Genomic DNA, 15070 nt, shown 5'->3' with positions numbered 1-15070 from the left:
TTTTCCAAAGGCTAAGGAGAGGTCTTCTCTGGGTAATCTGCTAGTAGATTGAATCTTGTGCCATTATAAAGAGAATTACATGAAAAATCAAATTTTATTATATTAATAAATGATCGATATAAATGCGGTATGGGTTAATGGAGAAAGGGGTGTGACTTTTGGAAATTCAACTTCTTAGGGACTTCTATGACCAGAGTGGGACGGATTTTTTTATGTGTTTTTACTTTTTTGCTTCAATACATAGCCCAACCACAAAGGGAAGATGAAAGTGAACAATAGTAGGAAAAAAATGGAAGCCCATTTATAGCCTGAGATTATTGCTAAAGGCACACCCAAAATAATGATTGTTGTCATGGAGATAAGAAAAATAAAAAACCATTTTTGTTCAAATATTGACTTCTCTTTGTTTAAATTATGATGCTGTGAATCTGAAAAAAGTAATAATGATTTTTCCAGTTCGTTAATGAAAGATTTAAAGTAAGAGTGATCGCAAAAGTTACTGTTTGCGACTAATTTGATGCTTGTTTCATTTATTAATCTGATTTTTAAAATTGAACCTCTGTAATGTCGAATATTGTAAGATTTAATTTCTGAAAAGTTTATTTTGGTCCTTGATTTTTCGAAAACAACTTCAAAAAATGAGTCGTGTATTATGCCTTTTCCTTGCTGTTTTATTTTCTTTTTGTTTATTATAAAAATTATTAATGGTACACCAACTGAAAGTAATAAGGCAACAAAATGTCCTCCTAAAAGATCATTATTCAGTGCCGTGGTGTAGATTAAAATAAAAAATATAATTATACACGATAGGATAAGTAATAGGCTAAACTTTTCATCAGTATATTCGAATGGAAATTCTTTTCTATTCATTTGTAATTTTAATTTCGTTAGAGCGTGTTTAAAAGCACAACATTCGGCTGCAAATTCGAATTATTGGAAGCGACTTTGGATAATTTTTCAAAAATGGCGATGCTATTCTCTCAAAATAATCCTGTATCGATTCTGCAATACTTCAAATTTTCGCTACGAATTTTGGCTTTAAAACACACTCTTAGATATTTGAGATTAACTATATCTATTAAAAATCTTCCGCGATCAGGGTGAGTTTAGTCTATTTTAACTAAACCTTTTCGGTTCCCCGTGATAGCTATCTGTTAAAGATATTTATTAATTCGATTTTAATAAATGATTTTTTTCTGTTTTTCGCTTATCAAAAAAAATAGGCGCCTGAAAGGATGGTTTTTGTTTAGCCAATGAACTTTGGTGATGTATTAGGGGACTTTTATTTTTTCATAGGAATTCGTTCTCTCCGGGAGTAGGCTGTGGTAGGAAATTGCCATCGTCTCCAGGCTCGAATGTGTTTATGCTTTTTGGAAGGAGTTTTATTCTTTTATCCGGGGGGCAAAATGATACAGCCTGAACTTGGTCTCTATCTTCGAGCCCTTATATTAAGTGCATTTGCTCCTGAAATTCAACCAAGGAATTCAGTATTCCTTCAAATCATATCCGAACGGGTACCAGCAGAATTTAATATTGATGCAAACTTGTTTATTTCCCCGGCGAAAGATTTTTGTAGTGAAGGGATAATGGTTCAATACGGAAGGGAATAGGAGTGTTCGCAACAATGTTTTGGGGTCGTAGATGGAATCTATGACCACCAGGGGGCGATTTCCGACTCCAAAAGGATTAAACTCAACTAACCAGTGTTGTTTTGTTCCACTTTTTCGGGGTGGCCGATAATTGCTCATTAAATACCCTTTGATCTTTTTGGTACAGCATGTTAACGAGTCTTAAAAGACGAACCACCAAATTCCGAGGGCTGGATCGTAGTCGCCGCGCTACCTTCTTACAAGACTATAAAGTTCAGCTAGCGAAGACTACGATCAGTGGGAGATATCAGGAAATACACTACCAAAATCTATTTAGATATAAGGGTATGAATAATCCGGGTTAAAGCGTGTTTTTCGAAAGGAATGGATAGTGGATGAATCTGGAAGGAGTAAGGAGTGGACGGTCTAAAGTTTTTGGATTGTTGATGGAATCTACGCCCAGAGTGTTCTAATATTTTTGGTCGTAGATGTAATCTACTACCAGAGGGGTGTTTCGGAAGAGAAACAAGTGGGCGCTATGTTATTATCGAGACCACCCACTAGAGGGGAGTTTTTTTATTTGTTGTTCCGTTCTATTATCGCTAGAACCTCTTCAAAAGTCAAGTTTTTTATTTCAGCATAAGTTTTTTCAAGGCCAAATTTAGTTTTTAATTCGTTTCGCTTCAATAAATTACCTAAGCTTCCTTTGTTTCTACCCGTATTTGCTTCCATTTGATTTGTAAGATCGATAAATAGAATTTTTATTTTTTCTTCATTATTATTCCTCCAATATTTCCCCCACTTGTCTGAGTCTTTCATAAGCACGCCTTGTAAGCCACCACCGTAATTTATTCCAGAATTTTTAATTACTCCTGCGGAATTATTGTCGATAAAACTCATGCAATATTTCTCTCCCTCTGAATTAAATTTAATAAAAACATTCCAGTTATTTAAGTCATGGGAATATCCTAAATTGAAATAATTGTTACCGTTGTATTCTATCGCCCACGAGTAATTGGCTTTCTTTATTTTTTTTCCGGTTTTATCGTCGATGAATTTTTTTACCCAAATGTGATTCTCTCCCATTTCTTTTATTAATATGGTGACATTCGTATCAGTATATGTATTTGAAATGTAGTCGTCAGTAGTCTTAAATAAGTTTACTATGGCTTTCTCTTGAGCTTTTAAATTTGTGCATAGAAGAGTGAGTATTAGTAATATTGTAATATTTTTTAAATAGGTTAATGGTTTGACGATAATTCCATTCATGAATCTAGTCCTTTAATTAGTGGTTAATAATGATTTTTAGCTTTTTAAATTAAATAATAATTAAATACAAACCAAGTTTAAATATTTTTGGTTTTATTCAAGTTTCTCGATGAATGAATTGTTATCTGCTGAAATACAGTATGAAAGCACAGGGATAAAAGAAAATATCCAAATTAGAGCAGACCAGATATTTTCTAATTTTTGCATTTATGTAGGCTTGTTAATTCCCTTGCTGTAATCTTAAAGCGTATTTTTCGAAATGAATGGATTGGGTATTAAACCAGATGGGATAAGGAGCGAATGCTCCAATGTTTTGGGGTCGTAGATGGAATCTATGACCACCAGGGGGCGATTTCCGACTCCAAAAGGATTAAACTCAACTAACCAGTGTTGTTTTGTTCCACTTTTTCGGGGTGGCCGATAATTGCTCATTAAATACCCTTTGATCTTTTGTGTTACAGCAAGCTTACCAGCCTTAAAAGACGAACCACCAAATTCTGGGGGCTGGATCGTAGTCGCCGCGCTACGTTCTTACAAGACTATAAAGTTCAGCTAGGGAAGACTACGATCAGTGGGGGCAATGGATTACTAGTTTTCTATGATTTCAAAATGATTTAACCATTCTTTCTCATTGATGAATTTGCCATCTTTATCCTTTTTAATGAAAATAGCATGCTGTTGTTTGTCAATTAAGAGTGTGTCTGGAATAAAATCATTATCATGTGGTTTTGGATTAAAAATTATTAGGTCATTTTTAATTTTATACTTCCCATGAATGGTTTGTGAAAATCCCATAAAACCATTTATTTGGTTTTCTACTGTTCGGTCTTTTCTGAATACAAGGCGATAATGGCAAAGGTCGTCCTTTAGAACAGCAGTTAAAATTGGCTCTGATTTGAAAACCTCCGAGTGATATAGGCTAATTGTCAAAATTGAAAAGAGTACCGTTCCATGTGCTATTAGTTTGATTTTATTTTCCTGCGTACCTTTTTTTAGTAATGAAATAGAGGTTTCGAAGATAGAGAAGACGTAAAGTAGTATTATTGGGATAATAATTATTCCGTATGAAAGCAGCCAAATTATCATTCCGCCCAAAAAGTTTGTGCTAATCCAGCCAATAATTCCTGTAGCTGAAATAATGGCTACAATTTCTGTAATTGAAAATTTCATTTTCTTTTTTAAGTTGTCACTTTTTAGCTTTTCATATTGCTTTCGAAAATGCCATAACAATAGCTCAAGATTATCATGAGCCCGAAATTACGATCATCAGGCTGTAAAAATTGATATTTTTTCATCTAACGCTAAATTCATTATACCACAGCAAAGTAGGAGCCTAAGGCTTTTTTTCAAAGGATTATTCTCTTAATTCCAAAATTATTACCTCACACCCTGATCGAAGATTCTGCTTAGGGTCTTTTATACCAGGAGTGTTTATTTTTGGTAATCAAAAGGAAGGTATAGGAATAAAAACATCAATTTTAATCATTTGTAGAGTAGGTACTAAGTGGGGCATAGATGCCGACTTGTTTTTTGCGTTATTTTTCGGATTAAATGGATTGTTGTTCTTTCTGGAAGTAAAAAGGAGCGAATGCTCCTGGATTGTTTTGAAATACAGATGAACCTCACATCTGTTGCGGGCTATTATTGAAAAAGGGTTTTGGGGCAGGGATGAAGCGGGCTTGTTTGAACCACAGCGGCCCAAAAGGCCGATGGGGTGAGCCGCGCCAGCCCGGTGCTGACGTCTAAGCGGCAGCAGTCCCCAAGAAAAATAAGATCAAAAAAAAAGCACCTTCCGAAATGGAAAGTGCCTGTCTTGGGATTAAATATCTTATTTAGTCAAAGTCCTCGAGCATGCGGGTAAATTGCTTGGCGCTTTTGTAGCCGGGTTCCACCGCTTGCTTATCCAGATCAGATTTTAAAAGCAGGATGGTGGGATAGCCTGGAACGCGGAATTTTCGTGCAAGATCAGAATAAGTGAGATTTTCTCCCTTGTAAGTGATGCGATCCTTGGATTCCGCATTTATTTTTACGGCATAAAAACTGGCATTAACGGCATTGACTACATCCTTATCTTTGAAAGTGGTTTTGTCCATCTTTTTACAATAGCCACACCAGGAGGTATAAAAGTCAATCATGATGTTTTTGGATGGATCCTGCTCGGCCATTTCAATTGCCTCCTCGAAACTCACCCATTTAATTTCTCCCTCATTGTCCCTTCCGGCAAAAGCAGTTAGCTGTACAGCTGCCAGCAAAAGGATCATCCAAAATGTCTTTTTATACATATTCAATCGTTAGTTTTTATGTTTTTTACGGTGGAGGTGTAAAAAAGGCCTGAAATTTAAGTCGTCTGTGTAACATAACAATGGCATTTCATCATTTTTTTAGAAATCAGAAGCCTTGGTGTAGTCTGTAAATTCACTATTCCTGTAATGCATTGATCATGGCGGCTTTATTGGTTTTTCGCCTGAATCGGCTGATGTAGCCGTCGGTTGGAGAGAATAAAAAGGCCAGCCCGAATAGGATGCCGCCCACAGTGGCCATGGCACCGGCAATGGAACCATCGAGTGCGTAGGCCAGATAAAATCCTCCCACTGAAGTGATCACACCGATGATGACTGACAGGATCAGCATTTTTTTCAATTCCCGGGTGAGCAGATAGGCGGTGGCCGGTGGTGTCACAATCAGGGCCACCACCAGAATAGCCCCGACGGACTCGAAGGAGGCCACAGATACCAGCGAAACCATGGACATCAATAAATAATGCCAGAGCGTGGTGGAAATGCCAATGGCGGCCGCAAAGGCCGGATCGAAGGTCGTCAGGTATAGTTCTTTATAAGCCAATAGAATAAATGCGATGATGATCACCATGACGATGGCGGAGATCCAGAGTGCTCTGGGTCCCATGATGGTACCGCTTTTGGTGATCCACAAATCAATGGGAACGTAGGCGATTTCTCCATAAAGCACACAATCCTGGTCCAGATCCACTTGTCCGGCGAAAACGGAGATCAGGATGACACCCAGGGCAAACAGCCAGGTGAAGGTCACACCGATGGAAGCATCGGACTGCAGGCCGCCCTTGAGGTGGAATAATTCGATCAAAAAGGTGGTGAGGATACCGAATGCGGCGGCGCCTGCCAGCATTACCATGGAGTCACGGCTGCCGGAAAGTAAAAAGGCGATGACAATTCCCGGCAAAACGGCATGGGAAATGGCATCGGCCACCATGGTCATTTTCCTTAATACCAGAAAACAGCCGAGCAAACTGCAGGAGATGGCCACGAAGCTGGCAGTGAGTATGATCAGTAAATCGTTCATAATATTTATCAGGTATAAGGAATTTCTTCATCGTGCGGATCGCGGTCCGGATAGTTGAGCATTTCTTCCAGTTTCTTTTCCAGTTCCGGGGTAATGACGTGCTCCATGGTTTCGGCAGAATCATGCACATGGTCCGGATCCAGATAAAGGTATTCGGTCAGGTATACTTCCCACAGGCGGTGAAGCTTCACTACGCGTTTCCCTTTTTCTGTGCCTTCTGCACTCAGGCGATAGCTGTTTTCCTTCTTTCGGAGAAATCCTTCTTTTTCCAAAACTCTTAATCCCTTCTTCAGGCGGGGTTTGGGGATGGAAGGTCGAATACTGTGAATTTCGTCAAAACTATAGCGATGCTTCATGTCCTGATGCTTTTGACCTAAATGATAAAAGGATTTCAGGATATTTTCGGTCAGGATTTTTAATTGATTTTCCTGCTGTCTTTTCATTTTGAAAATGATGCCTCTTGCCGGTGCAAATAGTATGGATAATAATGCGATGGTGGTAGCGACCATCACAATCCACGGGCCGGTGGGCATAGCAGGGGAGACGTAGGAAATTAGTGCACCAGAAAATCCTGAGAAAGCACCGAAGATCGCGGCCAGCAAAACCATCCGTGGCAGGTAATCGGTCCAGTATCTTGCCGCTGCCGGAGGAGTGATCAGCATGGCCGCCATTAAAACTACCCCAACGGCCTGTATGCCAATGACCACCGCCAGCACGGTCATGGAAGTGAGCAAAAGCTCCAGCCATTTTACGGGCAAGCCGGAAGTTTGCGCAAATTGGCGATCAAAGGAAATAAGCGTAAGTTCCTTAAAAAACAACAGGATCAGGGCAATGAGTAAAAGCCCGACGGATAGGAAGATGATCAAATCTTCTCCCACCAAAGAGGCTGCCTGCCCGAAGAGGAAATGATCCAGTCCGGATTGCTCGGCATAATCTCCATGCTGAATGAAGGTGAGTAGTAAAATACCAAAGCCGAAGAAGACGGATAACACCAATGCGATGGCGGTATCCTCCTTGATTTTGGATTCATTAGTAACAAAGTCAATGATGTTCAGGGACAGCCAGCCGGTGATGAAGGCACCGATGATCAGTAACAGGGGATTCTTTTCTCCGGATAGCAGAAAAGCCAGGCAGACGCCAGGCAAGACGGCATGTGCTACTGCATCGCCAATGAGGGCTTTCTTTTTCAGGAAGGTAAAACTTCCCACCAATGCAGAGGAGGCGGTCAGGATTACCGCACCCAGCGTTACCATCCGTACCGATGGATCCTGAAAGGATAAAAACTCCAGTAATGCTTCCATATTATTCTTCCCGGTTTGGAAATTCCTTATTTTTAATCTCCTGCGAAACTTCATTGAGCAGGGTCAGCTTTCCGCCATAAGTCTCGGCTAGTAATTCGTCGGTCAGGACTTCCTTGGTAGGGCCGGAAGCGACCAGGCGGGTGTTCAGCAGTACGATCCAGTCGAAATACTGACGGGCAGTTTGCAGATCGTGATGCACGACCACTACTGTTTTGCCTTTTGCCGACATTTCCTGCAGCAGGTCTACGATGGCTTTTTCGGTCGCCATATCCACGCCGACAAAGGGTTCATCCATAAAATAAAGATCGGCATGTTGCGCCAGTGCTCGGGCCAGGAATACCCTTTGTTGCTGACCGCCGGAAAGCTGCGAAATCTGCCGTTCAGCAAAGGCTTCCATATTCACCTTACGCAGGCAGTCCATGGCAATTTCCTTATCGGACTGTCGTGGTCTTTTAAATAATCCGATTTTGGAATAGCGGCCCATTAATACCACATCCTTCACTAAAGCCGGGAAATCCCAGTCCACCGTCCCTCTTTGTGGTACGTAGCTTACCTGTTCCCGGACATCGTCCAGCTTTTCATCGAACATTTTTACATAACCGGAGGCCAGTGGCAGTAAACCCATCATGGCTTTGATCAGGGTGGATTTTCCGGCACCATTTGGTCCCATTACCCCGATCACGGATCCTTTGGGCAGTGTCAGGTCAATGTCCCAAAGCACAGGCTTCCGGTCATAGGTGACGGTCAGGTCATGGACTTCCGTTACCGGATTATCGGCTTGTAGTATTTTCTTTTTCATTATTTCAGTGCATTTACAATGGTGTGAACATTGGCCCGAACCATGCCCAGGTAGGTGCCCTCTGCGGTACCGGGAGCGCCCATGGCATCGCTGTACAGGCTACCTCCGATTTTCAAATCATGGCCTTTTTGCTGACAGGCCTCGACCACGGATTCTATGGCTTTGGGCGAAACGGAAGATTCTACGAAAATGGCTTTGATGCCTTTGTCAATGATATAATTGACCAATTCCACGCGTCCTCTCAATCCAAATTCCGATAGGGTGGAGATGCCCTGCAGACCTCTGACTTCAATATCATAGGCTTTACCGAAATAGCCGAAGGCATCATGGGCGGTAATCATCACCCGTTGCTTTTGCGGAATGGTGGCGATTTGCCGTTTAACCTCCTGATGCAACACCTGGATTTCCTGCCGGTAGGCTTGTTCATTGGCGTTGATCATCTTGGTCCAATCGGGGTAAATTTCCCGAAGGGCAATGGCCGATTCGGCTACAGCCTGATCCCAGAGCATTAAATCGAACCAAATGTGGGGGTCGTGTACTTCGGTGTCCTCAACGGTAAGCAGGGCATTTTCAGGAATGGATTTCGCTACAGCCACCACTGGGCGGGTACGTTCCAGCTTGTGTAGCACTTCGCCCATTTTGCCTTCCAGATGCAGGCCGTTGTAAAAGATGACATCCGCACGCGCCAGCCGGTCAATGTCGCCATGGGTGGCTTTGTATAAATGCGGATCTACACCTGGCCCCATCAGGCTGATCACATTGGCGGAATCTTTCACCAAATGTTGCAAGGCATCGCCAATCATGCCTGTGGTGCAGACAATATTGGGCTTGCCATTATTCATCTGTGGGTTGCGGTCGCAGCTGCTCAGTAGCATGATCGTCCACAGGCCAAATGATAAAAGGAGATATTTAGTCTTCGGTAACATAGATGTTTTTGGCCACTTCTTCAGAGATATACAGGGTGCGATCGTCCAGCAGGATTTCCAGAGAATTGTCAAAGGCAATACGCTCCTGTATGATGATATTCGAGCCAATGCCTGCTTTGATTTTATCTAAATATTGCAAAAACAAAGGACTACTTTCTTTTACTGCGCTAATTTGGGCCTTTTTCCCAGTGGTAAAATCCGAAAGCAGAATTTTGGGGATTTCAATAATCTCTCCATTCTCATTCGGAATGGGATCACCATGTGGATCTTCTTTAGGGTAGCCTAAAAATTGATCCAGCCTTTTGATCAGTAAATTGGATTTAATATGCTCCAGTTGCTCGGCTACCTCATGCACTTCATCCCAGGCAAAGCTGAGGTGCTTTACCAGAAAAACTTCCCAAAGGCGGTGCTTTCGAATGACCAATAAAGCGGCCTGAAGTCCGCTTTTGGAGAGCTTGGCGCCCTGATATTTTTTGTAAAAGATCAGTTCTTTTTGGGCGAGCTTTTTGAGCATGTCGCTCACAGAGGCGGGTTTGGTTTTCGTTTTTTCTGCCAGGGCAGTGGTACTTACGCCGCTGGGATTTTCCAGTTCCAACTGGTATATGGCTTTCAAATAATTTTCTTCAACAAAACTTAGCTCCATGATCCTCGGTAAATATATTTGTAGCGGTAAATTTAAGTTTTAGGCTTGTCTAAAAAAATATTTTATGAAAAAAAATAGGGTGATTTTGTTTTTTATAGAAACTGACATTGGTCAGGTTCTATAAAATGATTATTTTAAATAAAGCGGGGTGCCTTGGATTTTGGGAGTGAATATTTACCTTCCGCTCGCAATAAATGCAATATTGGCCGCTTCATAATGCGGTTGTACTCCTGTGGAGGACAAAATTTAAAAAACAATGACAAAAGTCTGTTTTTGAGAAAATGGATTTTTGAATATTTACCCGCCCAAAATATTTATGGGCGTATTTTAGTTAATTTTCTGAGGGTCCTTGTTGAACCTTTGTGTATGGAGTGGTTATGAAAGTAGGTGCTCTTTTTTTTCACGCTATAGTATTTTGTATATGTTAATTCGAGACCGGATCAAAAGGATTCTGGAAAGTATTGGAGAGGGGATGTTTGAAAAAGAGGAAGTCACCATGTTGGGGGTACTTTCTGCTATTGCGGGAGAAAGTATTTTTATGTTGGGCCCTCCGGGCGTGGGGAAAAGTATGGTGGCCAAGCGTCTGAAACATGCCTTTAAAGAGGGGCGATCTTTTGAATATCTGATGAACCGTTTCTCCACTCCGGACGAGATCTTTGGACCGATTTCCATCAAAAAGCTAAGTAAAGAGGACAAATATGAGCGGATGACCGAGGGGTATTTGCCTGGTGCTACGGTGGTCTTTTTGGATGAAATTTGGAAGGCGGGGCCGGCAATTCAAAACGCCCTTTTGACCGTTTTGAATGAGAAGATTTATCGGAATGGTGATTCTGAAATTAAGGTGAAGTTACAGGCCTTGTTTTCTGCCTCCAATGAATTGCCGGAAGAAAATAGTGGATTGGAAGCCCTGTGGGATCGTTTTCTGATCCGGTGTTTTGTGGACAGGATTCTGGATGAGGATAATTTCTATCGGATGATCACCGAGCGACATACGTCGAATACGGTGGACCTGGAGGAGGAATTGGTGATTACGCAGGAGGAAATTGCGGAATGGGATTTGGCGATACATGAAGTTACTATCCCAAAGAACATTTTGAAAACCATCACTACTATCCGTAAAACCATTGCCAAATTTGCGCAGGAGGCCAAGGAAGATGAAACCCCTCTATATGTCTCTGACCGGAGATGGTCAAAAATTGCTCGTTTGTTAAAAACCGCCGCCTTTTTGAATGGTCGCAGTGAGGTGAATCTGGCTGATTGTTTGCTTATTTCGCCATGCTTATGGAGTAAGCCTTCAGAAATTGAAGAAACCAAAAAATGGGTTTCGCAGGCCATTTTTAAGGTGGGCTTTCCTACAGAATTTAAATTACACCTGGTGGAAGCGCAAATTGATTCTTTCCGGGAGGAAGTGATGAAGACTGCTTTTGAGGTTAAAAAAATGGTGGAAAATGTCCCTCAGTTGGTCAATGGGAAATATCATACCATTATGGAATTCCCTGGCTTTCACAAAAATATACTGGCAGAGGATTTTGAGCTTTTAGGCGGTGGTGTGCAGGATGTGCAGCTTTACAGCTCAGCAGGAGGTGAACAAACTTTTAAAGTTTCCAAAATCTCCAATACCGAAATTGAGGTGGAGGTGGGCGGTCATTTTCGTAAATTTTCGCTTGTTAATGTCGAGGAAACCGTAGAAAAACATATAAGGATTAAAATAGGTCCGGAGGTAGTTGAAATTTTGAATCGCCAAAAGGAAGAGATTTTAAACTATTTAGATAAAGTGGCGATCATCCTTTCGGAAATGCGGGAACAGGGAAAAGATCATCCGATGTCCTCGATTTTCCTGACCAAAAAACAAGCGCAGGCCATGGATTTTAACCTGCAAATGATTTTAAAGGAATTAGTGGCCCGAAAAACAGAAGTGGAGAAGATAGGCATGCAGTATGGCTGATTTTAAAACGCAAATTGAGGAATTTAAAGTTTTTGGAAGGTTTGGGACTGAGCAAAAGCGCACCGATTTGGTGGAGTATATGCGGGCGGTCTGTAACGGAACGCCCTATACCGGGGGGCAGTTATCTGCGAATTTGACTGACCCACTGGATGAAATTTTGTCCATGCCCGGCCTGAAGGAATATATGGTGAGCCATGCAGAGTTTCAGAATTATGTGCTATTGGAAATTTTGCATCAGCTGGATGCTAAGTCCATGCATAGCATTGAAAATGGAATCAAAAGGAGAAACCGTTGGCGAGTAGTTTCTTCCGAATTGCTGTATAAGTTTTTTGATTTCCTGAATAAGTTATTTTCCTCTTCCGTATTTGATATGCAGCGTCGTGTTTTGGGAACGCTGGAAGTTAGGAAATTGAAGGGTAATATTTCTAAAAAGGGAGAGTTTACGAAGAATACCAATAATCTGATCCAGACTTTAAAGCAAAATCTGATACCGCATTGGTCATCAGAGAGCGGAGTTTGGAAAGATGTTCCTTTTGGTTTATTGGCTAAATATGAGAGTCAAATGTCCAATCATAAAAAATTGGATGAATTAGTTGCTGCTTTTGGGCGAATGGATCGTGAAATGGCCCGATCTACTTTTAAAGAAGTGGAGGAAGTGGAAATTAAATCATTGATCAAAAACCCTAAAAAAGACAAAGAAGAAATTAAGGGAATTACCCAGGGGGATGATTTGCCCTATGTGCTTCCTGCTGAGGTGGCTTTATTGGGAGATGAGGAGACAGAGGATCTTTTTTATCAACGATATGCCGAAAAGAAATTATTGGAGTTTGACTTGATCGCGGACGCACAGGAGGAGGGGCAGCCCAAGCAAAAGAAGCCCAAGGCTAAAGGAGAAGATAAAAAAGGGCCCATCATTTTATGTGTGGATACTTCCGCCTCTATGATGGGAAAGGTGGAGGAGGCTGCGAAAGTTATTGCGCTGGCCATGTTAAAAAGGGCGATGATGGATCACCGGCCTTGTTATGTGGTGGCTTTTTCAAAGCAGATTGAAGTCCTGGAAATGGATGGCGTGGGCGATGATATTGAGGTGTTATTAAAATTTTTGTCCATGTCTTTTCATGGTGGTACCGATGCCGGGGTGGCTTTGGATCGGGCCCTGGAACTCATGAAGGATGGCAAATTTCATAAAGCAGATTTGATCATGCTCACTGACGGTAAGGTGCCTATGCTGGATCCGATGTTACGTTCGCGTCTCTTAAGTGCCAAAACCAAAGGAAACCGTTTTTTTTCTATCATCATCGCAGGAACGGCCTATGAAAAGGTGAATTTCCCAAGTTTTACGGCAAATTGGCGGTACAATCCTATGAATGGGGATGGCTTTGAAAGCATGGTGAATGAATTGCGAACTTCATTTTCTTAAGGCGGGTTGAAGGGCATTTTTGGAGGGGTTATTTTTAGCCACAAATTGCACAAATTTTCACGAATTCTTTTTAGGGTTGGAGGTCAGTTGTTTTTTCCCACTCCAACAAGCCGGCCTTGATCAATGGGCGGGAAGCCAAGGGTTCTTTTATCGAATAGAAGTCATCTCCGACTTATTTCCTTCCTATTTGCTTCATTTCTACGGTTTGAGATAAAGGAAGAAGCATTGATAAATCCAGAATTCTAACCCAGAATATTCACCGCCAAATTTATTAGCCAAGCGCAAGTGGCTTAAATTCAAGTATGTAAAACTTATTTTCTTTGAATTACAATAGCCCAAATTTGGGTAAGCTTGCTTTCTCCTCATTCATCTTTTTCGTTGGAAAAAACTCCAAATAGGAAACTATTCCATCATTTTTTCCGCCTGACAGATAAACGAGGATTTAAGCATGAATACTGCGGGCTAATTTTCAGCCAACTCTTGTAGCATTATAATCCGCTCTTCAGTTGATGAAGTCTCTTTTTCCCATTGATGAATATAATACACCCCGTTGCCAATGATAAAGGAAATTCCCGCCAGCCAAAGCATCTTTTTTAATCGATATTGCCAAAAGGAACTTAAGGAAATGATGAAAACCCAATAACAGGGGATAAGCCATAAAGGAAAGGATAATTGAGCTTGATAACTATTCGGCCATGCTGCGATTTGGGCGAGGAGCAGGTTATGTTTTTCAATGAGCAGGGAAAACCATTCTCCAAAAATTTCCGCCGCAGGAGGGAAAAAAGTGAGTACTTGCATTAACCATCCCCCAATAAAAAATAAGGGTATGGAGAGCGTTGCCAAATAATTGGTAAAGAATCCCACTTTAGAAATTCCCTCAAAATGAAAAATGAGGAGCGGGAAAGTCAGCATTTGTGCACACAAACCTATAACGAATACCGATAGTACTGACTTTCCCCTAAATTTTGGAATTAAGTTCATAATGGGAGAATACCAATTGGCAATGCCCAAAACAGCTAAGCTGGACAGTTGGAAGCTCAATGAAAACAGGAGTTGAGGTTGAAAGGCCAATAAGAAGAAAGTAGTCCAAAGCAGGGCGTTTATTAAGCGGTAGTTTTTTCTCCATTTAATCGATAATAAAAAAAGAAAGGCCATTCCAGTGGCCCGAAGCACACTCGGTCGCCCTCCGGTAAGGAAAGTGAAAGCCAGCAGAGCAGTGGCCACCAGGCTCATTTTCCACCATAGCTGCCGCTTTCGCTTTAAGGTAATACGGAAGAGAAAAAAGAGTAAACCAAAGAGTAAGCCTACATGCATGCCGGAAACTGCCAAAACATGGGCTAAGCCCACTTTTTTATATATTCCTTTTATTTTGGGGCTTTCTGCGGTACTGCCGCCCCAGCAAAGTGGGGCTAAAAGTCCAAGAGATCCTGCGGATAAATAGGGTTGGATGCGTTTTTGAAGAATGACTTGTAATGATTTGTAATGTAACAGAGGTGGTTCTTGGGCTTGAAAAGCGATCAGGCTACTCCAGTTTGAAGGTTTTACCTCCACCAGGTAATCACCATACCGCCCAAAGTCAGATATTAAACTATCCGGTATTTTTTTTAGGTAGTAAATGGTCTCCTGTTTTTTCCAGGTACCGTTCTTTTGGGCGTAATCACTCATAAGTCTACTGTAGGAAGGACTGGAAGCGGATGGAATTGAGTTTAAATACCCTTTTACCCATGTGATTTTTTGCTCTTCATGTGCTGTTTTTTGCCCTGGCTGTGGAGGCAAAAGCTGCCCCTGGCCATATCCTAAAAGTGCAGAAAGGAATATTTTTAGGGAAAAATGCCGGATATTTTGATTACTGCCTAAATA

12 protein-coding genes are annotated in these 15070 nt (G+C 41.5%); 2 read left to right on the top strand and 10 right to left on the bottom strand.

Annotation, left to right across the window (positions count from 1 at the left end):
• Positions 1–210: 210 nt before the first annotated feature.
• From NG22_RS07320 to NG22_RS07275, 9 genes are all read right to left on the bottom strand, one after another.
• Positions 211–870 (bottom strand): hypothetical protein, encoded by a 660-nt coding sequence (locus tag NG22_RS07320; RefSeq protein WP_053405135.1) that lies wholly within the window; start codon positions 868–870, stop codon positions 211–213.
• A gap of 1295 nt (positions 871–2165) precedes the next feature.
• Entirely contained in the window at positions 2166–2858 is a 693-nt protein-coding gene (locus NG22_RS07310) for a hypothetical protein (RefSeq protein ID WP_053405133.1), read from the bottom strand.
• Between the two features lie 588 nt (positions 2859–3446).
• Positions 3447–4028, bottom strand: a complete 582-nt coding sequence (locus NG22_RS07305) for a hypothetical protein (RefSeq protein WP_053406902.1) — start codon at positions 4026–4028, stop codon at positions 3447–3449.
• Between the two features lie 662 nt (positions 4029–4690).
• Positions 4691–5140 carry a thioredoxin fold domain-containing protein gene (locus tag NG22_RS07300; RefSeq protein WP_157600910.1) on the bottom strand — a complete coding sequence of 150 codons (450 nt, stop codon included), beginning with the start codon at positions 5138–5140 and terminating at the stop codon, positions 4691–4693.
• Between the two features lie 136 nt (positions 5141–5276).
• The gene (locus NG22_RS07295) at positions 5277–6176 is read right to left on the bottom strand and encodes a metal ABC transporter permease (RefSeq protein WP_053405131.1); all 900 of its coding nucleotides are present in this window, start codon (positions 6174–6176) and stop codon (positions 5277–5279) included.
• A gap of 8 nt (positions 6177–6184) precedes the next feature.
• Positions 6185–7477 carry an iron chelate uptake ABC transporter family permease subunit gene (locus NG22_RS07290; RefSeq protein WP_053405130.1) on the bottom strand — a complete coding sequence of 431 codons (1293 nt, stop codon included), beginning with the start codon at positions 7475–7477 and terminating at the stop codon, positions 6185–6187.
• A gap of 1 nt (position 7478) precedes the next feature.
• Positions 7479–8276 carry a metal ABC transporter ATP-binding protein gene (locus NG22_RS07285; protein ID WP_053405129.1) on the bottom strand — a complete coding sequence of 266 codons (798 nt, stop codon included), beginning with the start codon at positions 8274–8276 and terminating at the stop codon, positions 7479–7481.
• Complete coding sequence (locus tag NG22_RS07280; protein ID WP_053405128.1) at positions 8276–9202, bottom strand: zinc ABC transporter substrate-binding protein; 927 nt, start codon at positions 9200–9202, stop codon at positions 8276–8278. The genes NG22_RS07285 and NG22_RS07280 overlap by 1 nt, the downstream gene beginning before the upstream one ends.
• Positions 9186–9845 carry a metal-dependent transcriptional regulator gene (locus NG22_RS07275; protein ID WP_053405127.1) on the bottom strand — a complete coding sequence of 220 codons (660 nt, stop codon included), beginning with the start codon at positions 9843–9845 and terminating at the stop codon, positions 9186–9188. Before NG22_RS07275 ends, NG22_RS07280 begins: the two co-directional genes overlap by 17 nt.
• A 421-nt stretch (positions 9846–10266) precedes the next feature.
• Between NG22_RS07275 and NG22_RS07270 the strand changes: the two genes are divergently transcribed.
• Complete coding sequence (locus NG22_RS07270) at positions 10267–11790, top strand: AAA family ATPase (protein WP_053405126.1); 1524 nt, start codon at positions 10267–10269, stop codon at positions 11788–11790.
• Complete coding sequence (locus NG22_RS07265) at positions 11783–13210, top strand: VWA domain-containing protein (protein WP_053405125.1); 1428 nt, start codon at positions 11783–11785, stop codon at positions 13208–13210. Before NG22_RS07270 ends, NG22_RS07265 begins: the two co-directional genes overlap by 8 nt.
• 462 nt (positions 13211–13672) lie before the next feature.
• On the opposite strand, the gene NG22_RS07260 is transcribed toward NG22_RS07265, so the two are convergent.
• Positions 13673–14875: a ComEC/Rec2 family competence protein gene (locus NG22_RS07260; protein ID WP_157600909.1), complete on the bottom strand. Its 1203-nt coding sequence runs from the start codon at positions 14873–14875 to the stop codon at positions 13673–13675.
• Positions 14876–15070 lie beyond the last annotated feature (195 nt).

The sequence above is a fragment of the Persicobacter sp. CCB-QB2 genome (assembly GCF_001274635.1).
GTDB lineage: Bacteria > Bacteroidota > Bacteroidia > Cytophagales > Cyclobacteriaceae > Persicobacter > Persicobacter diffluens.
This window is presented reverse-complemented; position numbering and strand designations above follow the sequence as displayed.

Bases quoted from the DNA above. Each gene is read 5' to 3' on its own strand.
- NG22_RS07320 (WP_053405135.1), bottom strand. From the start codon at position 870: ATGAATAGAAAAGAATTTCCATTCGAATATACTGATGAAAAGTTTAGC.
- NG22_RS07310 (WP_053405133.1), bottom strand. From the start codon at position 2,858: ATGAATGGAATTATCGTCAAACCATTAACCTATTTAAAAAATATTACA.
- NG22_RS07305 (WP_053406902.1), bottom strand. From the start codon at position 4,028: ATGAAATTTTCAATTACAGAAATTGTAGCCATTATTTCAGCTACAGGA.
- NG22_RS07300 (WP_157600910.1), bottom strand. From the start codon at position 5,140: ATGTATAAAAAGACATTTTGGATGATCCTTTTGCTGGCAGCTGTACAG.
- NG22_RS07295 (WP_053405131.1), bottom strand. From the start codon at position 6,176: ATGAACGATTTACTGATCATACTCACTGCCAGCTTCGTGGCCATCTCC.
- NG22_RS07290 (WP_053405130.1), bottom strand. From the start codon at position 7,477: ATGGAAGCATTACTGGAGTTTTTATCCTTTCAGGATCCATCGGTACGG.
- NG22_RS07285 (WP_053405129.1), bottom strand. From the start codon at position 8,276: ATGAAAAAGAAAATACTACAAGCCGATAATCCGGTAACGGAAGTCCAT.
- NG22_RS07280 (WP_053405128.1), bottom strand. From the start codon at position 9,202: ATGTTACCGAAGACTAAATATCTCCTTTTATCATTTGGCCTGTGGACG.
- NG22_RS07275 (WP_053405127.1), bottom strand. From the start codon at position 9,845: ATGGAGCTAAGTTTTGTTGAAGAAAATTATTTGAAAGCCATATACCAG.
- NG22_RS07270 (WP_053405126.1), top strand. From the start codon at position 10,267: ATGTTAATTCGAGACCGGATCAAAAGGATTCTGGAAAGTATTGGAGAG.
- NG22_RS07265 (WP_053405125.1), top strand. From the start codon at position 11,783: ATGGCTGATTTTAAAACGCAAATTGAGGAATTTAAAGTTTTTGGAAGG.
- NG22_RS07260 (WP_157600909.1), bottom strand. From the start codon at position 14,875: ATGAGTGATTACGCCCAAAAGAACGGTACCTGGAAAAAACAGGAGACC.